The 23,225-nt window shown below is 44.1% G+C and carries 19 protein-coding genes; 1 reads left to right on the forward strand and 18 read right to left on the reverse strand.

What is annotated here, in order from left to right:
* Positions 1-283 precede the first annotated feature (283 nt).
* The 17 genes from whiA to AC2JF7_RS03510 all read right to left on the reverse strand — a co-directional run bounded on the left by whiA (position 284) and on the right by AC2JF7_RS03510 (position 21,135).
* A complete protein-coding gene (gene whiA / locus AC2JF7_RS03430) occupies positions 284-1,219 on the reverse strand; it encodes a DNA-binding protein WhiA (protein WP_500727142.1) in 936 nt (311 codons plus the stop codon).
* A 5-nt stretch (positions 1,220-1,224) separates the two neighbouring features.
* Positions 1,225-2,253, reverse strand: a complete 1,029-nt coding sequence (locus tag AC2JF7_RS03435) for a gluconeogenesis factor YvcK family protein (RefSeq protein ID WP_500727144.1) — start codon at positions 2,251-2,253, stop codon at positions 1,225-1,227.
* A 4-nt stretch (positions 2,254-2,257) separates the two neighbouring features.
* Entirely contained in the window at positions 2,258-3,136 is an 879-nt protein-coding gene (rapZ, locus tag AC2JF7_RS03440; RefSeq protein WP_500727146.1) for an RNase adapter RapZ, read from the reverse strand.
* Between the two features lie 104 nt (positions 3,137-3,240).
* Positions 3,241-3,780: an HdeD family acid-resistance protein gene (locus tag AC2JF7_RS03445; protein WP_500727148.1), complete on the reverse strand. Its 540-nt coding sequence runs from the start codon at positions 3,778-3,780 to the stop codon at positions 3,241-3,243.
* 51 nt (positions 3,781-3,831) lie between these two features.
* Positions 3,832-6,684 (reverse strand): excinuclease ABC subunit UvrA, encoded by a 2,853-nt coding sequence (gene uvrA / locus AC2JF7_RS03450; protein ID WP_500727149.1) that lies wholly within the window; start codon positions 6,682-6,684, stop codon positions 3,832-3,834.
* The gene (uvrB, locus tag AC2JF7_RS03455; RefSeq protein ID WP_500727151.1) at positions 6,674-8,716 is read right to left on the reverse strand and encodes an excinuclease ABC subunit UvrB; all 2,043 of its coding nucleotides are present in this window, start codon (positions 8,714-8,716) and stop codon (positions 6,674-6,676) included. Before uvrB ends, uvrA begins: the two co-directional genes overlap by 11 nt.
* 96 nt (positions 8,717-8,812) lie before the next feature.
* The gene (locus AC2JF7_RS03460; protein WP_500727153.1) at positions 8,813-10,537 is read right to left on the reverse strand and encodes a phospho-sugar mutase; all 1,725 of its coding nucleotides are present in this window, start codon (positions 10,535-10,537) and stop codon (positions 8,813-8,815) included.
* 136 nt (positions 10,538-10,673) lie between these two features.
* Positions 10,674-11,600 carry a thioredoxin-disulfide reductase gene (trxB, locus tag AC2JF7_RS03465; protein ID WP_500727155.1) on the reverse strand — a complete coding sequence of 309 codons (927 nt, stop codon included), beginning with the start codon at positions 11,598-11,600 and terminating at the stop codon, positions 10,674-10,676.
* Between the two features lie 57 nt (positions 11,601-11,657).
* Positions 11,658-12,677, reverse strand: a complete 1,020-nt coding sequence (locus AC2JF7_RS03470; RefSeq protein ID WP_500727157.1) for an NAD(P)H-dependent glycerol-3-phosphate dehydrogenase — start codon at positions 12,675-12,677, stop codon at positions 11,658-11,660.
* Between the two features lie 35 nt (positions 12,678-12,712).
* Complete coding sequence (gene lgt, locus AC2JF7_RS03475; protein WP_500727159.1) at positions 12,713-13,549, reverse strand: prolipoprotein diacylglyceryl transferase; 837 nt, start codon at positions 13,547-13,549, stop codon at positions 12,713-12,715.
* Complete coding sequence (hprK, locus tag AC2JF7_RS03480) at positions 13,546-14,508, reverse strand: HPr(Ser) kinase/phosphatase (RefSeq protein ID WP_500727161.1); 963 nt, start codon at positions 14,506-14,508, stop codon at positions 13,546-13,548. Before hprK ends, lgt begins: the two co-directional genes overlap by 4 nt.
* 15 nt (positions 14,509-14,523) lie before the next feature.
* Positions 14,524-14,802: a hypothetical protein gene (locus AC2JF7_RS03485; RefSeq protein WP_500727163.1), complete on the reverse strand. Its 279-nt coding sequence runs from the start codon at positions 14,800-14,802 to the stop codon at positions 14,524-14,526.
* Between the two features lie 8 nt (positions 14,803-14,810).
* A protein-coding gene (gene prfB / locus AC2JF7_RS03490; RefSeq protein WP_500727165.1) for a peptide chain release factor 2 occupies positions 14,811-15,927 on the reverse strand; the annotation gives its coding sequence in 2 pieces (ribosomal slippage) (positions 14,811-15,854 and positions 15,856-15,927; 1,116 coding nt in all).
* 66 nt (positions 15,928-15,993) lie between these two features.
* Positions 15,994-18,393, reverse strand: coding sequence for a preprotein translocase subunit SecA (gene secA / locus AC2JF7_RS03495; protein ID WP_500727167.1), 2,400 nt, complete (start codon positions 18,391-18,393; stop codon positions 15,994-15,996).
* A gap of 128 nt (positions 18,394-18,521) precedes the next feature.
* On the reverse strand, positions 18,522-19,076 hold the full coding sequence (hpf, locus tag AC2JF7_RS03500; RefSeq protein WP_500727168.1) for a ribosome hibernation-promoting factor, HPF/YfiA family: 555 nt from the start codon (positions 19,074-19,076) through the stop codon (positions 18,522-18,524).
* Between the two features lie 83 nt (positions 19,077-19,159).
* On the reverse strand, positions 19,160-19,855 hold the full coding sequence (locus tag AC2JF7_RS03505) for a ComF family protein (RefSeq protein WP_500727170.1): 696 nt from the start codon (positions 19,853-19,855) through the stop codon (positions 19,160-19,162).
* Positions 19,852-21,135 carry a helicase-related protein gene (locus AC2JF7_RS03510; RefSeq protein WP_500727172.1) on the reverse strand — a complete coding sequence of 428 codons (1,284 nt, stop codon included), beginning with the start codon at positions 21,133-21,135 and terminating at the stop codon, positions 19,852-19,854. The genes AC2JF7_RS03505 and AC2JF7_RS03510 overlap by 4 nt, the downstream gene beginning before the upstream one ends.
* Positions 21,136-21,178: 43 nt before the next feature.
* Between AC2JF7_RS03510 and AC2JF7_RS03515 the strand changes: the two genes are divergently transcribed.
* Positions 21,179-21,841 carry a YigZ family protein gene (locus tag AC2JF7_RS03515; protein WP_500727174.1) on the forward strand — a complete coding sequence of 221 codons (663 nt, stop codon included), beginning with the start codon at positions 21,179-21,181 and terminating at the stop codon, positions 21,839-21,841.
* A 72-nt stretch (positions 21,842-21,913) separates the two neighbouring features.
* Here the strand turns inward: AC2JF7_RS03515 and AC2JF7_RS03520 are convergent, their stop codons facing one another.
* Positions 21,914-23,080 (reverse strand): glycosyltransferase family 4 protein, encoded by a 1,167-nt coding sequence (locus tag AC2JF7_RS03520; protein ID WP_500727176.1) that lies wholly within the window; start codon positions 23,078-23,080, stop codon positions 21,914-21,916.
* Positions 23,081-23,225: the final 145 nt, after the last annotated feature.

Genomic DNA, 23,225 nt, shown 5'->3' on the forward strand with positions numbered 1-23,225 from the left:
AGGAATGGTGCAATAACCTGCCCCGCAAGATCTTAGCCTACCACACACCCGATGAATTATATGAAAGAAGATTAGATTGCATCTATCAGATCAAGTAGGGTGTTCAACTTAAAATTGCAATTTTCGATATTTTATTATCAGATTTTGATTCAAGCAAAATTCAGTCAATTATTACTGATAAAATGCCATCTAAAGATATAGCAAACAATATTGTTAATAGTGGAATTGAGCTTATTGTCACTTCAAGTCATTAAAAAAAGTCCTTCACTTTCGAAGGACTTTTTTAATTGGCTAAACTTTGTGCTATTTCATGTAGTTTTTGGAAGCGGTGGTTAGCACCTGACTTGGAGATCGGACCATCCGGCACCTGCTGCGCCACTTCTTTCAAAGATAATTCTGGATTGGCCATACGCAAACGCGCCAGACCCTGCAACTTTTCGGGAATATTGTCCAACCCAAGCTTGCGCTCAATCAGTTCAATATCCTCAACCTGCTTGGCAGCAGCTGTTGCGGTCTTCTTTAAGTTGGCAGTGTCACAGTTGACTAGGCGATTGACTGAATTACGCATGTCGCGCATGATGCGCAAATCCTCAAAAGCCAGCATGGCATTCAAAGCGCCAACAATGTGGAGGAAGTCACCGATCTTTTCGGCCTCTTTGAGATACACTATATAACCTCGCCTACGCTTTGTGCTCTTAGCATTGAGATGGAAGTAGTGGTTCATCAGCTCAAGCAAGTCATCATTATGGTCTTCATATGCTGAATAAATTTCGAGGTGGTAGCGACTAGTTGCCGGATTATTGACACTGCCACTAGCCAGAAAGGCCCCGCGCAAATAAGACATGGCACCTTCACGCGAAGCAGTAATCCGACTAGGTATCCGGGTTATAAGCCCCGAAGAAGGCTCCAATATTTCCAAGTTGCTCAATACCTCACGCACGTGTGTCTGTAACCGCACTAAATACTGGTTATTCTTTTTTAATTTCATCTTACGCGAAACAATTAACAGCGGTTCTATTCGGTAAGCGCTCTTGATCAGCGAAAAGATGCGTCGAGCAATTGCTGGGTTCTCGGTAGTGATATCCAAGCTAAAGTGATGATCATGAAAGTTCAAGACGCCATTCATCCGCAAAAAAGCAGCTAGTTCTGCTTTAGCGTGTTCGGAACTTATTGGTAGTGCCGTCAATTCTTTTTTCACATTGCTTGCATAGCTTGCCATTATTCTTATTCCTTTCTGCGAGCCATTGCGGCAAAAGCCAGGTTGATGATTTCCCGAGCCACCTTTTTGCCATCATGGAATACTAATCCGTTGCGCTGGTCAATAAAGTCATCGGTTATTACCCGACAGCCTTCCGCCCGCAAACCCACAAAGTCATTCTTAACGGGCTCCATGTAGGCATCATAATCATTGGGGTTAAACTTAGACATATCAATCTTGGCCCCATTGACCAGGGTCGTATTGATATAGTGACCACCCAAGTGCTCGTTAATTACTGTAACGTGGTCCCGGTCAGAAAAGTGATCAGTCTCACCTAACTGGGTCATGATATTACAGATATAAATCACTTCTGCTCGGGTTTTGCACACCGCTTCACGTAAATTAGGAATTACCAGATTGGGCAAGATTGATGTAAACAAGCTTCCTGGCCCTAAAACAACGGCATCAGCCTGCATAACTGCATCTATTACTGGAGCTACAGCTTTAGGCTCTGACATTGAATAAGTATCAGTAACCCAAATTCGTTTGATCCGCTTGTCCATGTCCGTGATCTCTTTTTCGCCAGCTTGAATGCTGCCATCAACAAATTCTGCATTTAAAGTCAACGGTTCATTTGAGGCTGGATAAACATGGCCATCAACATTCATCATCTTTGACAAGGACTGCACAGCATCAAAAATGTTGCCATGCATTTCATTTAGAGCAGCAATAATCAAGTTGCCAATCGCATGACCTGAAAAGAAGGCATCCGAAGAGTCAAAACGATATTGAAAGACAGCTTTCTCTTCTTGTGGAATATCACTCAATGAGACTATCACATTACGAATATCACCAGGCGGAACAACGTTAATGAAGTTGCGAATGGAACCAGAAGAGCCCCCGTCATCTGAGACAGTCACGATTGCTGTGATTTCTGCATCCTTATCTTTTAAGGCATTTAAAACTACTGGCAGGCCTGTGCCGCCACCAATAACAACTACCCGGGGGCGTCTGCCTCTAGTTAGCTGCATATTTTCTGCATCCTTATAATTCATCTTTTCACCTTTTTCTAGTGTAGCGCCTAATCTCACGGTGAGTAATATCCACCGCATAACTTTGGGCAAGATCGTGCGCCAACTGCTGTGCAATCGCAACGCTGCGGTGCTGGCCCCCTGTGCAGCCAATAGCAATTGTTAGTTTGCTCTTTCCTTCTTTAATATAGCCTGGCAAGGCACTTTGCACGAGATCAAGCAGCTTTTGATAAAAGCTCCTGGTCTCCTTCTTATCCATCACATAGTCAAAAACCCGCTTGTCTAAGCCAGTGAAGGGGCGTAGTTCAGGAATATAAAAAGGATTGGGCAAAAAACGGACATCCATCACAATGTCAGCATCAATCGGCATTCCATACTTGAAGCCAAAAGACATCACTTCAATCGAAAAGGGCTGCTTGTGTCGTTCGCTAAACTCATCGATGAGCTTTTGCTTCAATTCCTTAGAACTCAAATTGGAGGTGTCAATAATGTCATTGGCCCGGTTCCTGATACCGGTCAAAATGCGTCGTTCATCTTGGATACTGTCAAGGAGGCGACCACCAGTAGCTAGTGGTGGCACCCGCCGCGTTTCCTTATAGCGAGCAACCAGGGTGTCATCAGACGCATCTAAAAAAACAATCCGGGTTTGGACGCTGCCATTATCTTCCAGTGAATTTGCTTCATTGAGCAAGTCTTTGTAAAAACTTTTAATTCGCAGGTCAACCACAACTGCCACTTTGGTAAAATCATCAGAATTGACAATTAGATTCCAAAAGCTCGGAAGCAGTGTCGGAGGTAAATTGTCAACCACAAAATAATTCATATCTTCCAAAGCATGTGCGGCCACAGTTTTACCTGCACCACTCATGCCTGTCACAATCAACAATTGTTTTTTATTTTCAGCCATTTTTCCAACTTCCTATCACCCAAATTATAACATACCGGGCGTTTCTCCAGTTTTTTATGCAAAAAAAAAGCTCTTTTCGAACTTTTGTAATTGCATAATTATTTTTAGCGGTTGAAAAAGGCCGCGATGACTTGGTTGATTCCAAAAATCAATAACCAGAACGAAATTAGCCAAATTAAGGTCAAAGCAGACAAACCTGGGTTGAACATCAAGCTAATCGCAATCAGCAAGCCAAGAACATTCAATATGATATTCATCCATGAATAGAAGCTGGAAACATCCCGCAAGTGCCATGAAAAGATGATTCCTGAGATAGAATCAAACAAGAACCAGAAGGCAAATAGGTACGCGATGGTCAACCCAGCAGTATCATATGAATAAAGGAATAAGATACCTACAAGGATATCTAAAACTCCCGAAACAATTGATAGCCAGCTATTGGGAACCACGTAACGAAAGCGGCTATAAACCACTAACCACACAAAACCCTGCACAATTGATAAGATTGCAAAAAGCAGCACAAATGCGCGCAAGGCCGTACCCGGGTGACGGATTAAGAACAGGCCAGCAATTATCATTAAAACACCAGAGATGAAAGCGGCCCAGTTAAAGCCCCGTTTCTCCCTGTAACTAAAATTATCCATCTTTATTCCTCCTTGTCGACTATTCTACTCTTTATTCCAATTAAATAAATACTATTTGTTTGATTTTTTACCCGTACGTTTAGACAGGGCCGTGTCTCGTTTTAAGACGGGCTTAAGGTACTTACCGGTGTAACTTTCCTTGACCTCTGCTACATGTTCTGGTGTTCCACTGGCCACGATTTGGCCCCCGCCTTCGCCGCCTTCAGGACCAAGATCAATTAGCCAGTCAGCATTCTTAATAACATCCAAATTGTGTTCAATTACCAAAACAGTGTTGCCCTGGTCCACTAGACGCTGCAAGACTTCGAGCAAGCGCTTAATGTCATCCGTGTGCAGACCAGTGGTTGGCTCATCCAAAATATAAAAGTTCTTGCCTGTGGATAGCTTTTGCAGCTCAGCAGCCAACTTCATCCTTTGGGCCTCACCACCAGACAGCGTGGTAGCCGACTGGCCCAACTTGACATAGCCCAGTCCAACATCAACAATCGTCTGCAGCTTGCGCGCAATTTTAGGAATGTTCTTGAAAAAGTCGCAAGACTCGCTAATTGTCATATCCAAAACTTGGGCAATATTTTTCTTGCGGTATGTGACTTCCATTGTTTCAGAGTTGTAGCGGCTGCCATGGCAAACCTCACAGGGCACGTAAACGTCCGGTAAAAAGTTCATTTCGATTTTAATAATTCCATCGCCATGGCAAGCTTCACAACGTCCACCTTTAACGTTAAAGGAGAAACGGGCCTTGGTGTAGCCCCGTAGTTTGGCCTCATTGGTTTGGGCAAATAGAGCCCTGATATCATCAAAAACACTGGTATAGGTGGCAGGGTTGCTGCGGGGCGTGCGGCCGATTGGACTTTGGTCGATGTCAATAATCTTTTCGATGTTTTTATAACCTGTGATGCTCTTGTACTTACCCGGCTTAGTCTGGTTGCGATTCAACTTTTGTGCCAGAGCCCGTTTTAAAATCATGTTGATTAAAGTCGACTTACCAGAACCTGAGACGCCTGACACGACTATGAACTTGCCTAGTGGGAAGTCAACTTTCAGATTTTTCAAGTTGTTTTCGGCTGCGCCGGTCACGGTGATCTTTTTGCCGCTGCCTTTTCGCCGCTTGAGAGGTACCGGGACAAATTTTTGCCCAGCTAGGTATTGCCCCGTCAACGACTTAGCCCGCTCTTCAATCTCTTGCGGAGTACCAGCATCCATTACTTCGCCGCCAAAAGAACCAGCCCCAGGACCCATATCGACAAGATAATCGGCTTGTCTCATGGTCTCATCATCATGTTCGACTACAATCAAGGAGTTGCCCAAGTCGCGCATCCGTTTTAGAGCTGCAATCAAGCGGTCATTATCGCGCTGGTGCAGTCCAATTGACGGCTCATCGAGCACATACATGACTCCAGACAGGTTAGAGCCAATTTGCGTAGCCAGACGAATGCGTTGGGCTTCTCCACCTGACAGAGTGTTAGCAGACCGTGACAAAGTCAAATAATCAAGCCCAACACTGTTTAAAAATGATAAGCGGTCACGCACTTCCTTTAAGATCGGTTTGGCGATAGCTGTTTCCTGGTCGTTGAGCTTGATGGTCTCAAAAAATCCAAGTGAACGGTTGATCGATAATTCAGATGCCTCTGCAATATCCTTGCCCATCACCTTAACAGCTAATGCCTTGCGATTTAACCGCTTGCCCTGACAAGTTGTACAGGTCAATTCTGTCATATACTTGCCCATTGCATCCCGCATGAACTTGGACATGGGGTGCAAGTAGCGACGCTCTACATTTTCAATTACTCCTTCAAAGGGTGCAGTCGTGTCATTAACCCCAAAGTCGCCAGTGACGTGGAACTTGATCTTCTTGGTCGACCCATGCAAGATCATCTCCTGCTGCTTTGTTGTGAGCTTACTAAAAGGCTTGTCTAGCGGAATCTTGAGTGCCTGACAAGCTTGCTCAAGCATGGTGGAATAGTACTTGGAATTTTTCCAGGGTACTAAGGCCCCAGCAGCTAGTGTCTTGTCCTTGTCTGGAATGACCAAGTCTTCATCAACGGCTAATTTGACACCTAGTCCGTCACACTCAGGACATGCACCAAAGGGGGCATTAAAGGAAAATAGTCGTGGTTCCATCTCCCCTACGGTAAAACCACACTTGGGACAGGCATAATATTCAGAGAAATTGAGCGTTTCACCGTCAATGACATCAACGTTCATATAACCATCAGACAGGTGCAGTGCTGCTTCAACAGAATCAAAAAGACGTGAACGAATTCCCTCTTTAACAATCAAACGATCAACCACAATATCAATGGTATGCCGTTTATTCTTGTCCAGGTCAAAGTCTTCCCCAATTTCGTGCATCTTGCCATCGACAATGACGCGGACATAACCAGCACGCTGAACCCGCTTAAATACTTCCTTATGTGCACCCCGCTTAGAGCGGATAACTGGTGCTAGAAGCTGAATTCGGCTGCGCTCTGGCAATTGCAAAATCCGATTAACCATTTGTTCGACAGACTGACGCTCAATCGGCGTGTTATCGTTAGGGCAGATTGGATGGCCTACGCGGGCCCACAACAAGCGCAGATAGTCGTTGATTTCCGTGACAGTTCCTACAGTAGAACGGGGATTGTGTGAGGTTGTCTTCTGGTCAATCGAAATTGCTGGATTCAGTCCGTCAATTGCATCAACATCGGGTTTGTCCATCTGACCCAGAAATTGTCGAGCATAGCTCGATAAAGATTGAACATAACGTCTGCGCCCTTCGGCATATAAAGTATCAAAGGCAAGAGAGCTCTTGCCAGAACCTGACAAGCCAGTAATTACCACCATCTTATCCTTGGGAATGGAAAGGTCAATATTTTTCAAATTATGTTCACGTGCACCACGAATTACAATCTTATCATTTACCATTTAGTGTTTTACCCTTTTTCTTAATCGGTTTACGCGTGGAGCTTTCAAGCTCCATAATCGCATCACGCAGCGTGGCTGCACCTTCAAAGTCCAGTTTCTTAGCTGCTTCCTGCATTTGCTTGCGCAGGTCTGAAATCATTTCCTTCTTCTGCTTGGCAGTCAGCTCATCAAAGTTCAGGTCTGCAAAGCTGTCACTGGTCAAATCGTCATCCACTGCTTTGGTTGCTGAAATAACGTCTCGAATCGGCTTAACAATTGTCTTGGGCGTGATCCCATGATCCTCATTAAACTTAAGTTGAAGCTCGCGCCGTCTTTGCGTTGTCTCAATCGCTTTACGCATCGAGTCTGTGATGGTGTCAGCGTACATGATTACTTGGCCATTAGCATTACGTGCGGTCCTACCCATTGTCTGAACCAGCGGCCGATATGCACGCAAAAAGCCTTCCTTGTCTGCATCAAGAATCGCTACCAGCGAAACCTCTGGCACATCAATCCCTTCACGCAGCAAGTTGATGCCAATCAGAACATCATACTTGCCCAAACGCAAATCACGCAAAATCTGCATCCGTTCCAATGTTTTAACATCTGAGTGCAAGTACTGTACCTTGATGCCAAGATCCTTGAGGTAGTCGGTCAAATCTTCGGACATTTTTTTCGTCAGCGTAGTGATGAAGACCCGCTCATTGCGTTCAATCCGCTTATTAATCTCGCCCACCAGGTCATCAATCTGCCCTTCCACCGGTCTAACTTCAATCTTAGGGTCCAGCAATCCAGTTGGCCTGATAATCTGCTCCACCTTGTGGTCTGTCCTAGCCAGTTCGTAGTCCCCAGGCGTCGCCGAAACATACATAATCTGATTGACATGCTGCTCAAACTCCTCAAGCTTGAGTGGACGGTTATCAAGAGCCGATGGCAAGCGAAAACCGTAATCAATTAAAGTCTTCTTCCGGTTACGGTCACCATTATACATGGCCCGAATCTCGGGCATTGTGGCATGGGATTCGTCAATCAGAATCAAAAAGTCATCTGGGAAGAAGTCAAGCAGTGTATAAGGTGGCTCGCCCTCTTTGCGACCTTCCATATGACGAGAATAGTTTTCAACCCCATTGGTATAGCCTACTTCACCCATCATTTCCATATCAAAGGTTGTTCGTTGCTTAATCCGCTCGGCTTCAAGCAACTTGCCTTGGCCTTCAAAGTCCTTCACCTGGATTTTCATCTCTTGCGCAATGGCTTTGAGGGCGCGGCGCAATTGATCATCATTTGTCATAAAGTGTGTCGCAGGAAACAAGGAAATGCTTTTGCGCTCGCCAATTACTTCCCCGGTTAGCGAGTCCACCTCAACGATTCGATCTATCTCATCACCAAAGAATTCAATCCGGTATGCATGGTTTGAATTGCCAGCTGGAAAAACTTCAACCACATCTCCGCGCACGCGAAAACGCCCCCGTTGAAAGTCAATGTCATTGCGGTCATATTGGATATTGACCAGGTTGCGCAGCAAGACATTTCTGCCATAGTCATCACCTTCATAGATGGTAATCACACTTGCGGCATACTCATGGGGGTCACCCAAACCATAAATACAAGAAACAGAAGCAACGACAATAACGTCATTTCGTTCCATAAGATCACTTGTTGCCTGGTGACGCAACTGGTCGATCTCATCATTAACTGCCGAATCCTTTTCAATATAAGTATCGGACTGGGGCACATAAGCTTCAGGCTGGTAGTAGTCATAGTAGGAGACAAAGTAGTCAACTGCATTGTTGGGGAAGAATTCCTTAAACTCGCCGTACAATTGGCCAACTAATGTCTTGTTATGCGAAATAACCAGCGTCGGCTTATTCAAGCGGGCAATAACATTGGCCATCGTGAACGTCTTGCCCGTACCGGTGGCACCTTCAAGAATCTGTTCCTTATAACCCTTTTTAAAGCCGTCTGTCAGTTTGTCAATCGCCTGTTGCTGGTCACCAGCCGGTTTATACTTGGATACAAGCTCAAATTTGCGTTTATCTTGTCGTTTAATCATAGATTGTCTCCTCGTAAAAAAGTTGGACAGATCGCCCAACTTTTAATTCACAGGTATATTTTACTCTATCGAACGTATTTTCGCATAATTTTTGCTTTATTTCAACAAATTAGCTAGTGCAACTTGATAATCTGCGGCTGCTTTCTTAGCAGTTCCAATATCTGGCTTATTAACTCCAACATACGCCTTAATAACTGGTTCGGTTCCTGATGGCCTAAGAGCAAGCCAGGTCTCATCTTCCAGGAAGTATTTCAAAACATTGGACTTGGGCAGGCCAGTATGTGGCATGCTTTGACCAGCGACTATTTCTTCTTGTTTTAAAAAGTCTTGCACCTTGACCACCTTGACGCCTGCAATCTCGCTTAGGTTAGCAGAGCGCAAGTTGGCCATAATTGTTGCCATCTTTTTTTGGCCACCAATGCCAGGCATCTCAACCGCTTTGGTAAGCTCGTATGAAGTGCCATACTTTTGCCAGATTTCTTGCAAGCCATCAAAGACGGTCATGCCTTGCACAGCATAATAAGCGGCTACTTCTGCAAACATGAGCGCTCCCTGCATTGCATCTTTGTCACGGGCAAAGGGCTTGAAGAGGTAGCCATAGCTCTCTTCAAAGCCCATCAAAAACCGGCCATCGTGTTCTTGGTTCATGCGGTCGATTTCTTCCCCAATAAACTTAAAACCAGTCAGAACAGACTTAGTTTTGATGCCAAAGTCCCGGGCAATTTTAGCCGGCATGCTGCTGGAGACAATCGAAGTTATGAGCTCATAATCACCTGTTAATTGGCCACTATTTTTTAGATTTACCAACAAGTAGTAAATCATCAAAGTGGCAATCTGGTTCCCTGTCAAAACCTGGAAACTGCCATCCTTGGTCTTGACACATGCACCCATGCGGTCAGCATCTGGATCTGTTGCAATAATAAGGTCTGCTCCCTTGGCGTTAGCCAATTCAATGCCTGGGTCAAAGACATCGCGGTACTCAGGGTTAGGTTTCTTGGTAGTGGGAAATTCTGGGTCAATGATTGACTGACTTGGAACTGGAATCACATTAGTAAAACCACCCTGCTTAAATGCACGTTCATAAAGCATCTTGCCTGTACCGTGAAGTGGCGTATAAATGAGGGTTAGCTGGTCGGCGTTTTCTTTAATTAGTTGCGGGTTAACGTTAACTGTAGCCAGCTGAGCCAAATATTCCTCATCAAGGTCTTCACCAATTAGCTCCAAAAGTCCACTAGCACGCAATTGTTCAACTGGTGCGGCTTTAACGTTGAAAATATCTTCAACTTTTTGCATATAGTTAAAAACTTGGTCAGCGTTTTCCGGTCCCATTTGGGCACCATCTTCACCATATACCTTGTATCCGTTGTATTGCTTGGCATTGTGCGAGGCCGTAATGTTGATGCCTGCATAGGCATGCAGATGACGCACAGCATAAGACAATTCTGGCGTTGGGCGCAGGTCATCAAAAAGGTAAACGTGAATGCCATGGGCCCCCAGAACACGTGCTGCATGTTCAGCAAATTCTCTTGAATGATAGCGTGAATCAAAGGAAATAACTACGCCCCGTTTTTGAGCTTGGGAACCTTGCTGGTCAATTAAGCGAGCCAGGCCCTCGGTTACCCGACCAATTGTAAACAGGTTAATCCGATTTGTGCCTGGTTCAAGCTGTCCCCTCATTCCTGCAGTACCAAAGTTGATATCTTGACCAAAGGCGTCTTTGACCCACTCCTGACTTTGACCCAGTTCTGCTAGTTGGCTCTGTAAATAGTCTGGCATCTTAGCCTCTGACTGCCATTTTTGAAATAATTCTTCTGCATTCATTTGTTGCTTCGTCCTCTATTCTTATGATCAATTTTCCAGCATAAATTTGTTTTTATAATCTTTATTCTAGCATTTATCATCCCTGCTATCTGCAAAATAAAAAAGAATCCAACCTTCAAGCTGAATTCTTTTTTTCTTAATCATTTAATTCTTGCAAATAGTTATATGCTTCTTGACCAGCAATACTGCCATCACCAACTGCATTAGCAATTTGACGCAGGTCCTTGGCTCGGACATCGCCTAAAGCAAAAATTCCATCTACCTTGGTGCGCATATGTTCATCCGTTGGGATCCAACCCTTTTCGTCAGTAATGCCTAAGTCTTTAAACGGCGTAGTCTGTGGCAGCAGTCCGACATAGATAAAGACGCCGTGAACAGCTAGCTGCTTTTCTTCGCCAGTTTCCTTGTCCTTATAAGTAACTCCAGTTACCCTCTTGTCATCACCATCAACTGTTTCAGTTAGAGCATTCCAGATAAAGTGCATCTTTTTATTTGCAAAAGCTCGCTTTTGCAGTGTCGGTTGTGCCCTTAATTGGTCGCGACGGTGAATCACTGTGACGGACTTGGCACTTTGAGCCAAGTAGATGCCCTCTTCAATAGCTGAATCACCGCCACCGATTACTGCAATATCTTCATCTTTGAAAAAGGCTGCATCACAAACGGCACAATAAGAAACGCCCTTGCCAGAATACTCCTCTTCACCAGGAACACCTAAGTGGCGGTGGTCAGACCCACTTGCAATGATCAAGGCAGGCGTACTGTATTCTCCTGTGTCAGTCTTTACTATCTTGTTGTTGCCAGCAAGCGTAACTGTTTGGACATCGCCATATTCAAATTCAGCTCCAAAGCGCATGACCGAGTGGTACATTTTTTCACCCAAATCTGGCCCTTTGATTTCGTCAAAGCCGGGATAATTGTCGATCATGTCAGTATTGTTCATCTGGCCACCGTAAAGACCACGGTCAAGCAGCAAAACTGATAGGTTGGCCCGTGAGGCATACAAGGCAGCAGTCAACCCGCCAGGACCTGCACCAATAATGATTACGTCATAACTTTTAGTCATCTTTTCACCCTATATTCCTTCTTATTTTTAGTAAGTACATATTACAATGAAAAAGGACTAAAGTCTAATTTCCTGTTTAGGACTTCTGCCCATCATCTGGGTAATCTCATCATCAACGTTAGTATTCTGGTACATGACCCGGTAGATTGCTTCACTAATTGGCATGTCAATATGCTTTTCGCTGCATAACTCATGAACTGCCTTGACTGTCGTTGCACCTTCTACTACCTGACCCATATTTTTGAGGACATAATCCAAGCTCTTACCTTCACCCAACTGCTTACCACAGCGCCAATTGCGCGAGTTAACAGAAGTACAGGTTACAATCAAGTCGCCAATACCGGCCAAGCCACTGAAGGTCAGCGGTTTAGCCCCGAAATAATTAACGCCAAGGCGGGTAATCTCAGCTAATCCCCTGATCATCAGTGCGGCCTTTGCATCATCGCCATAGTGCTTGCCAACCAAAATGCCCGCTGCAATAGCAATGACATTTTTGACTGCGCCAGCAACTTCCACTCCCAGCAAGTCATCATTGGTATACAAGCGGAAGTAATCATTAGAAAATAGTTTTTGTACATGCTGGGCATTGGCCATGCTGGTTGAAGCACAAGAAATAGCGGTCAAATCCTTTTCAGCAACGCTTTCCGCGTGACTAGGACCAGATATGGCCACAATTTGGTCTGGATCATTAGGGTAAATTTCCTCTTCCAGAATCTCAGAAATAAGCTTTTTAGATCCCGGTTCAATCCCCTTGGTCGCTGTCACCAAAAGTGGCTTTTGCCCGCTTTGCGCAATGATTGTCCCAACGTTTTGGGCCACGCTGCGAATAGCCTGGGTAGGCAAAACAAAGAGGATAATTTGCGCGTCCTGCAGTGCCTTGGTCAAATCTTCTGTTGCATGAACTTCTTGGTTGACATTCCAATTTTTCATGTAGTGGCTATTGGTATGGTGGTCATTGATTTCGCGGTTGACTTTTTCGTTATTGCCAAACAACACAACATCGTTACCATTGTCAGCGAGCATTGAGCCTAAAACAGACCCCCATGAACCCGCTCCTAAAACTGCAATTTTTGTCATTTTCTACCAGACTTTCTTTTACTAACGTATTTTTTCTAATCTCTAGTATAGGGATACTTTAAACCACTGCCATCAAGGTACCACTTCGGTTTGACCACAAGCCTGCGGTAAGTGAATAATACCAAAACACCAATTAACAAAAGCAGGCTCACTAATTGTGAAACCCGGATAACGCCACCTAAGTACAAGCTATCTGTCCGCAAGCCTTCAACGAAAAAGCGGACAACTGCATACCAAGCAACATAAAACATACAAACCTCGCCCTGCTTGAATAAGTGCTTGCGATGACGAAGGCACAAAATAATTATTAAACCGAGCAAGTTAAAAAATGACTCGTACAAAAAAGTAGGTTGGTAATATACTCCGCCTATCTTCATTTGACTGATAATAACTTCCGGCAGGTGCAGGGACTGCAAGAAGTGCAATGTGGTTGGTCCGCCATGCGCTTCCTGGTTAACAAAGTTGCCCCAGCGCCCCAAAATTTGGGCTGCCATAACTCCTGGTGCAATCACATCCAGCATCAAAGAGGGTGGCAACATCCTCTTGTAACAAAACACTAGTAAGACTGCCAAGCCTGCTAACAAGCCGCCATAAATGGCAATGCCGCCATTCCAAATGGCAATGATTTGATCGGGATGCTGGGAATAATAGCCCCATTCAAATACTACATAGTAAATACGGGCACCAACATAGCCAATAGGCACCTCCCACAAGAGCAGGTCTAAAAAATCGTCGCTCGCAATTTGCCTTTTGCGTCCCTCAACGATTGCCATTGAAACCGCTAGAACAATTGCAGCAGCCATAATGATGCCATACCACTTAACGCTCAAGCCACCTAAATTAAATGCAACTGGGTTGATTGTTAACATCATTTGCTCTCATCCTTTTCTGTATCAGTGTGGGAATTCTGGGCAATTAACTTGCTCAGATTGTGGTCAAAGGTCTCAGTTGCATTGTAGCCAATTTGTTTTGCGCGGAAATTCATCACCGCAATTTCAATGATGTCTTCCATATTGCGCCCTACTTTAACTGGGATTGTAACCTGCGGCACCTCTACGTTACAAATATCTCTCTTGCCTTCTTCAAAGCCAAGGCGGTCATAATTAACTTTGTTATCCCAATTAACCAGCTTGATGACCAATTTGATACTTTCGCGGTTCTTCACGGCACCAACACCAAACAAGTCCATAACGTCGATGATGCCAATACCACGAATTTCCATCAAGTGCTTCAAAATTTGGGGAGCTTCCCCCATCACGGTCTCAACGTCTTTTTGGTAGACGTCAACCCGGTCATCAGCAATCAAGCGGTGACCGCGATGAATCAGGCCTAACGCAGTCTCAGACTTGCCAACGCCTGAGTCCCCTGTTATAAGGACTCCCAGACCCTTAACTTCTACTAAAACGCCATGGACAGTATCACGAATTGCTAAGCGTTCACGCAAGTATTCAGTCAGAATACTAGAAACGTAAGTTGTCGATTCACGAGAAGATAAGATGGGGATTTGGGCCTTGTCTGCTGCTTGAGCCAATTCTGGCGGTACCCGAAGTGAGCGTGAGACAAAGAAACAAGGCGTGTCCGGCGTGCACAACTTGCTAAAGACATGTACTAAGCTTTCATGGTCCAGTCGAGCCGCGTAGGAGATTTCCGTTCGCCCAAGAAGCTGAATCCGTTTTTGCGGGTAAAAATCAAAGTAGCCCGTCAATTCCAGCCCTGGCCGATAAATATCAGAAACCAATATTTCCTTATTAGATATATCTGCCTTGCCCTGAACAACGTGCACAATTTTATTGTCGCGAATTAAGTTTTTTAGCTTGACTGCATTTGCCATATTCTGCCCCTTAGACTACTTATCTACATCCTTGGTTTCAGCATCCCGAACCTTCTTGCGCGGTGGTCTTGATTCAGTCCCACCCCACGTTCTGGTCCAATTGTCCGCTTTGAAGTCTGACCCGCTTGCTATATTGTTATCATCATTTTTAGTGAAACGATTAATCAGCCAAATGATCACTGCAATCACGATAAGAGCAGGTAACAACATGAATAAAATATGAAAGATTGCAAAGATGATACTCAAGATAATTCCTGCAAGTAAAACAATACCAATAATTCCCCAAAAACTCATTTTCTCACCTATTCTGGATTATTCTGGCTGAGCAGCCATTGTAAGTAACTATAAACAAAGGGCTGCAGCTTTCCATCCATTACACCACTTGTATCAGACGTTTCATAGCCTGTGCGCAAATCTTTAACTAAATTATAAGGGTGAAAGACATACGACCTAATCTGGGAACCCCAGCCAATTTCTTTTTGATCACCCTTCAATTCCTGCTTGTGCTGCCGCTTTTTCTCTTCTTCCAGGTGAAAAAGCTTTGCACGCAGCTCATTCATTGCTGTTTCCCGGTTTTGCAGTTGCGACCGCTGCGCCTGCGATGTAGTAACAAAACCCGTTGACAAGTGGGTTATCCGGACTGCACTTGATGTCTTATTGATGTGCTGGCCACCAGCCCCGCTTGAGCGGTATACATCAATCCGTAGATCCTTGGGGTTAATATCAATCTTGATACTGTCGTCAACCTCGGGAATAACTTCTATAGATGCAAAAGAGGTGTGCCTTCTTTTGGCTGAGTCAAAGGGTGAAATTCGCACTAACCGATGAACGCCATTTTCAGACTTTAGTAATCCGTATGCATTCTTCCCAACGATTCGCGCACTAACACTTTTGAGTCCAGCTTCTTCTCCGGGCTCATAATTGTTGATTTCAAACTTGAAATCACGGCTATCTATATAGTGCTGGTACATCCTGAACAGCATTTGGGCCCAATCCATGGCTTCAGTACCGCCAGCTCCAGGGTGGATTTCAAGCAGTGCATTGTGCTGGTCATACTTGCCAGATAAGAGCAGGTCCATTTCATAGTCGTGAAAGGCTGTCTGCAACTTCTTTAAATCCAGCTCAACTTCTTCTTGCAAGTCTTGGTCTGCCTCTTCACGAAGCAATTCTAGTGCCGTTATCTCATTTTGGTAGTTTTCTTCTAAGCTTACGAAAGAATCACGCTTTTCCTTTAGCAAATTGTTTTCTGCAATTAATTTTTGCGCTTGCTCTTGATTTTCCCAAAACGATGGCTCTTGCATCTTATTTTCATTGACTAAGATGCTTTCGTTAATAGATTCAAGGTCAAAGAGACCCCCTAAAGTGATCTAGACGCTTTTTTAAGTTGTCCAGTTCGCTTTGAATTTCGCTTACTTCCATTGAAAATATTCTCCTTATGCTTCTCAAGCAAAAAGGGAAAGCTGCTGCTTTCCCTTAATCTTAACTTTACCGGGTAAGATTTTGCCTGATCTCAGCTTTCATGAACAGACGGGTTACGTCAAACTCAATATTGGAAACCATTTCTTCAAACATGCTATAGCCTGAATCCTGGTACTCAACAAGCGGGTTGAGTTGACCGTATCCACGCAAGCTGATTGACTGACGTAATTGGTCCATTGCATCGATATGGTCGGTCCAACGATCATCAACCACTCGCAGAATAACAACCTTTTCAAACTCAAGCATTTCAGACGGATCAGCCAGGATCGCTTTCTTTTCCTTGTAATTCTGGTCAACAATCTCATACAATTTCTGCTTTAATTCAGGAACTGTAATAGTCTTGAAGTCAATTGCATCAGCAGCTTCTTCAGTGGTTAAACTCGAGCTGATGAAATCTCGCAGTGAGTCTAGCCGCCAATTGCTGCGGTCACCTTGAGTGAACATATCTACCTGACTGTTAATAGTGCGCCGGATCATCGGAATCAGAACATCCTTGAGCGAATTCTCCTCACCGATGACTTGCATCCGTTCGCCATAGATGATTTCACGTTGTATCCGCATCACATCGTCATATTGCAGGGTCTGCTTACGCGTGTCGTAGTTGTTGCCTTCAACACGCTTTTGAGCAGACTCAACTTGGCGGGTGATGAGCCGACTTTCAATAACCTTGTCATCATCATTATCAGATAGGCGATCCAAAAAGTTCTTGACCCGTTCGCCACCAAAGCGCTTCATCAAATCATCTTCAAGCGAAAGGTAGAACCGTGTTACGCCAGGATCACCTTGTCGGCCTGACCGGCCTCTAAGCTGGTTATCGATTCGTCGTGATTCATGTCGTTCAGTACCGATAACCGACAATCCACCCAGTTCCTTAACACCAGGCCCCAATTTAATATCAGTACCACGACCAGCCATGTTGGTGGCAATCGTCACAGCACCACGTTGGCCCGCATTCATGATAATCTGGGCTTCCTTGGCGTGGTTTTTAGCATTTAAAACGGCATGCGGTATGTCTTCTTGGTTTAGCAGGTTGCTCAACCTTTCTGAGCTTTCAACTGCAACGGTACCAACCAAAACCGGTTGTCCCTTTGCATGACGCTCCTTGATCTCATCAACAACTGCGGCAAACTTGGAGTCCAAAGTCGGATACAGCATATCTGGCCGATCTTTTCGAATTTTTGGGCGGTTGGTTGGGATAGTAATAACCTGCATGTTGTAAATTTCTCGGAACTCTTCTTCTTCTGTCTTGGCAGTACCAGTCATTCCGGACAATTTCTTATACATTCTGAAGAAGTTTTGGTAGGTGATTGTAGCTTGGGTTTTAGACTCTTCTTGAATCCTAACCCCTTCTTTAGCTTCAATCGCTTGGTGAAGACCATCAGAATAGCGACGTCCCTTCATTACCCGGCCGGTAAATGAGTCAACAATCATAACTTCGCCATCTTGAACCACGTAGTCAATATCTTTAAGCATGATGTAGTTGGCCCGAAGAGCTTGATCAAGGTGGTGGACTAACTTTTGGTTCTCTACATCGTACAAGTTCTTCAACCCAAAGTGGTCACAAGCCTTTTGAATGCCGGTCCTAGTTAGCGAAATTGTCTTCGTTGGCCAGTCAATCTTGTAGTCGCCATGGTCCTCGTTGTCATCAACATCATCATCGCTCTTGTCCTCTTGCAAAGTTTTAACAAAGCGGTCAGCCCGAATGTAGTCACCATTAGCCTGCTCTGCTTCTCCAGAAATGATCAACGGAGTTCTGGCTTCATCAATCAGGATTGAGTCAACCTCATCAATGATTGCGTAGTTAAGTTCACGTTGAACCATTTGTTCTTTATAGACAACCATGTTGTCTCGCAGATAGTCAAAACCCAATTCAGAGTTAGTCGAATAGGTAATGTCAGCATAATAAGCTTCCCGCTTTTCATCTGGCGACATTGAATTGAGATTCAAACCAACCGTTAAGCCAAGCCACTTGTATAGTTGTCCCATTTCTTCAGCATCCCGGCTGGACAAGTATTCATTAACAGTAACAACGTGTACGCCTTTGCCCGTCAGTGCATTTAAGTAAACCGGCATTGTCGCAGTCAGTGTCTTACCTTCACCAGTCATCATCTCAGCAATATTGCCAAAGTGCAGAGCAATCCCACCTAATATTTGTACATGGAATGGGTACAGGCCAAGCACTCGTTTAGCACCTTCACGTGCTGCGGCAAAAGCTTCAGGCAAAATAGCATCTAGGGTTTCCCCGTTTTCCAAGCGTTCCTTGAATTCAGGCGTCTTGGCCTTCAATTCTTCATCAGAAAGTTTGCTGTATTCATCAGCATGACTTTCAACTTGATTTGCAATCTTTTCGAACTTCTTTAGTTCTCTTTTATCGTTGTTGTATAGCTTCTTTAAAATGTTTACCATTTAATCGATCCTTATATGTAGTAATGTATAAAAACACATGATAATTTTAACATGATTAGCCGTAAATGAAAAATAAACAAAACAAAGACCTCACACTTCAATGTGGGGCCTTACCTAGACAGCACTTTTTATTTTGTTTCAATCAAGCCGTAACGGCCGTCATTCCTTCGGTAAACGATGCTAGTCCCATCAGTTTCGGCATCGCGGAAAACAAAGAAATCATGTTCCAGCATGTTCATTTGCAAAACCGCTTCTTCTGGACTCATCGGTTTCAAGCCAATATGCTTGTTGCGCACAATGGCAAACTCATTGCTGCTATTGCTCTTTTCTTCATCTTGCTCTTCTGCAGCGTCAACAAAGAAGTCATTCATGCCCTTTTCGCGACTCTTCCGGTTGACGCGCGTCTTGTACTTCCTAATCTGTCTTTCCAACTTTTCGGAAACAAAGTCGATGCTGCGATACATGTCATCAGTTGTCTCTTCAGCTCTCAATACCAAGTATGGCAGTGGAATGGTAACCTCAACCTTGGCCGTGTGGTCACGATATACCTTCAAGTTAACGTGAGCAAGCATATCTTGGTTCAGTTCGAAATATTTTTCCAATTTCTTTAGGCGCTTTTCAACGTAACTCCTTAAAGCATCAGTTACCTCAATATTTTCACCACGAACATTATACTTTAACATATGAGACTCTCCTTTCAACTGCTTGTGCAGCTTTTGTTACTTATATTATAGCAAAACTTAAAAGCACTGAACAAGGATTTATCCTACCTGCAAATGGAGAAACTCATTACTTGGGCTTTAGGAAAAACCGCCAAGAGCGCATCTCGTGCGTGGTACAGCGTGCGCCCTGTAGTATAAATATCGTCTAAGAGTAAAACCTTGCGATTATTTAGATCAAAATTAAGGTTTTCTTTAACAAAAAAACTCTGTTTGCTTTGCAAGCGATCATTTCTGCTTTTTTCACCCTGTGCACTTGACCCGGTTTTTTTACCCAAGATTGGGCTTAAATTTACCAAGTCACCATAAATAGCCGCAATCGTATCAAATTGTCGCCTGGCAACATGTTCAGGCGAGGTCGGTACAGGCACATAATAATCTGCTTTAGTCTTTTCTAGTTCGCGATAGGACAATTCTTGGAGAACATGGCATAAAACATAGTCACCATAGCGTTTATAATTGACCATCAGATCATGAAAGACTGCGTTATACTGGTAGATTGCACTGTTATACAGTAAATTGGCACCGTAAATGCGCTGCCACCTCATGCAGTCGGTGCAGATCTTTTTTTGGCCTTGGCCAAGTGGACCAGAACAGACCTGACATCTGACTTGGGACAAGCGTTGAAACTGGGCTAGGCAGTGGTGACACAAGCATGAGGGACGACCTTTTTGCCAAGAGAAAAGGCGTAAAAACGAGGTCTGCGGGACAAAGGTTTGCCCGCACAGTAGACAGTCACTCATCTATTCATCATCCTAATCTGCCGCATCGCCTGCCGAATACTATTTGTGTACTTGCGGTAACAAAATAAAACTAGACCCCTTTGATCATCCGGTGCACGACCAACGCGTCCCGCAATTTGAACAAGACTTGATGCAGTATAGATCTGGTCATCTGCTTGGACGATAATAACCCACACGTGTTTAAAGGTGACACCACGTTCTAAGATAGTTGTCGTAACTAGCAACTGCAGCTTTCCTGTACGAAATTGGGTTACTTTTTCCAACCTTTGGGGATCTTTGGCATGAACTCCAGCAATTGCGACGCCTTGCAGCTCTTTTTCTTGTTTTAAAGCGGTCAAGTAAAGCGGGATCTGGTCAATTCGCGGAACAAATACCAGCAAGGGATGACCTGCCTGAATGACAGCGATGATTTCTTTTAACAAGCGTACATTAATTTGACCCTTTTGCAAAAAAGGACGCAGGAAAAAGCGCTCTTTGGGTTGGGGCAAGCGACCACCATGAAAGCGGCGATTAAGCTGCAAGACCTGTATTTTACCCTTCTGGGCCTCCTTTAGCAGGTTCTCAGTTGGCGTTGCAGTCAAATAAATGCGCATGCCAGTAGTTTTTACTGCATTACGGGCACCAAAGTGAAGCTGCAAGTCGCCATCATAAGGAAAGGCGTCAGCCTCATCAATCACAAGTAAGTCAAAAGCCCGATAGAATTTGAGCAACTGGTGAGTTGTACAAATAGTTAATTGCTCAAGTCCAGGTTCCTTGTATTCCCGTCCATGGTACTTGCCGATGGTCAAACTGCTAAAGGCTTCTTGAACGCGTGGATACAGTTCATTAACCACATCAATTCGGGGCGTGGCGATACAGCAGCGGCCACCACGGGATAAAGATGCTGCCAGCACGGGAAAGAGCATTTCCGTCTTACCGGCACCAGTGACCGCATGAACTAGTGTACTTTGCTTATTGTCCCAGTTTTTAACGAGACTAGTGGCAATTGCTTCCTGCCGGTTAGTCAACTTGCCTTGCCAGGTCAACACTCCGTTTTTAAGGTGGGGAAAGGAGACGGTCCCATCATTGCGGACCAAAAAGTCGCCCTCAACTATCCGGCCAATTCCGATACAGGCCCTGCAATAGCTTTTTCCATTTGGTAACTTTGCTGCAACACTAGCACCACAACGGCTGCAATGATTATTGATAATCGCATTGATTTTGGTTAACCCCGCTCTTGTGCTAAAATCCTCTTGATTGCTAATCCACTGGCGACCAGCCAAATGTGATAAATTTTCCATTTTTCACTCTCCACTAGTAATTACGCAAAAAGGAGGCAGATTTTTGTTAAATACGCAAGATTACTTAACAATTAAAGAAAACGGCAGTCATGAACTCATCATCAAAAAGAGTCGCTTTATTGCGACCCTTGTGCGCACTACTACCATTTTAGAAGCTGAGCAAGCAATTGCTGCAATTAACAAAAAGTACCGCGATGCAAGTCATAATACTTATGCTTACACAATTGGTCTGAATGATGAGCACGTCAAGGCAAGCGACAATGGCGAACCATCAGGTACCGCGGGCGTACCTGAACTTAAGGCACTGCAGCTGATGAAATTAAAAAATGTGACAGTTATCGTCACACGCTACTTTGGTGGCATCAAACTCGGCGCAGGCGGATTGATTCGTGCATATTCTAATAGTGTCACTAAGGGCGTCGAAGCAATTGGCGTCGTTAAACGGGTTCTGCAACAAGAATGCAGCTTTCACATAGCATACAAGCGCTTAGACGAAGTTGAACACTTTCTCAGACAAGAGCAAATCTTTATCGCAAAGATTGATTATGGTGTTGATGTGACTATCCATATCTATACTGAAGAAAAAACTCAACAAAAAGTTGAACATGAGCTGACCAACCTTTTGGCTGGCAAAGTTGAATTTACTCTCGGGCAAAAACGCTATAATGAGTTGCCTATCAGCAAAACCAACTACCATGAGCAATAAAAATCCATATCGAAAAAGGCTGATACTTAATGCTTTAAAAAGCAAAATCATCAGCCTTTTCCTATACTAAATTTATTTATCAAAATCTTTTTTAGTTTTTTTCTTTAACTGGTCTGGCTTTTCTTGACCCAGATGCCAAACCTGAACTGTTGGATCATTTTTGCTGCGCGCATTAATCATTTTTTCGGTCAAGCGCAGAAGTGGTTTATATTTCTCCCCTAACAAGCCAATTGACTCAACGAAGAGTTCCAGTGCAAGCACTAAACCAGCAATCAACAGCCACATTCCCCATACCGGCGAAAGCAAAAACAGCAAAGAGATAAACGAAAAGATCAGTGAAAGTGCATAAATTGCCAAAACCGACTGGCGGTGCGTCAAGCCCATTTTCATCAGTTGGTGGTGGAGGTGGTGCTTGTCAGCTTCAGAAACAGGTCGGTTATTGAGCTTACGTCGAATCATTGCATAGATGGTATCTGTGATTGGCACACCCAAGATCGTGACTGGTACTAATAATGAAATGAATGTGACGTTTTTAAGACCCTTGAGTGAAAAAATAGCAATCATAAACCCTATATAAAGGGCTCCAGTATCACCTAGGAACATTTTTGCTGGGTGGAAATTATAAGGTAAGAAACCAAGCAAACAGGCTGCCAACATAAAACAACTAATTGGAATATACAACTGACCTGTATGCAAGAAAAAGTATCCTACAATGCCCATCGTAATCAGAGAAATCATCGATACGCCATCAGCCAGACCATCGAGTCCATCAATTAAGTCAACTGCATTGGTTAAGGCCAAAATCCAAAAAATGGTGATTGGCAGACTCCACCAGCCCAGGTCTATCTGCTTATTGACAAAGGGCAGGTTAAGCACATTCATCTTAATCCCACCCAAAAAGTAGATGACTAGAGCTCCAACAAGAATACCAAACATTTTTTGGCGCGGCTTAAGCTCTAAAATGTCATCAATGATGCCAGTTAAGATTATTACACTAGAAGCTAAAAGAACGCTAAAAGCCTCATGAGTGGGAAATTGTTCCCGCAAGAGGACGAAAACGCCGATATTAAAAGTAACAAAAATGCCTAATCCGCCTAAAGTGGGCATGGGCTTAGTATTAATACGACGCTTATTCGGATTGTCGACTGCCCCCAAAACAAAGGCCAAACGCCTAATAAAAGGTGTAATTGCAGCTTGAATAATCACTAGAAAGAATAATTCAACAATAATTTTAAACATAGTGGGCTACTTTCATAAATTACTTGTCCTAATTATACAGGGTTGGGCAAAAATGCACAAATTCATTCACAGACCAGCAGTGGTGATTAATTGATAATTACCAGGCAACTTGCAGAGCATGGGCAAATTATCTTTTTTACCTTAA

This window comes from Lactobacillus sp. XV31L (assembly GCF_059900865.1).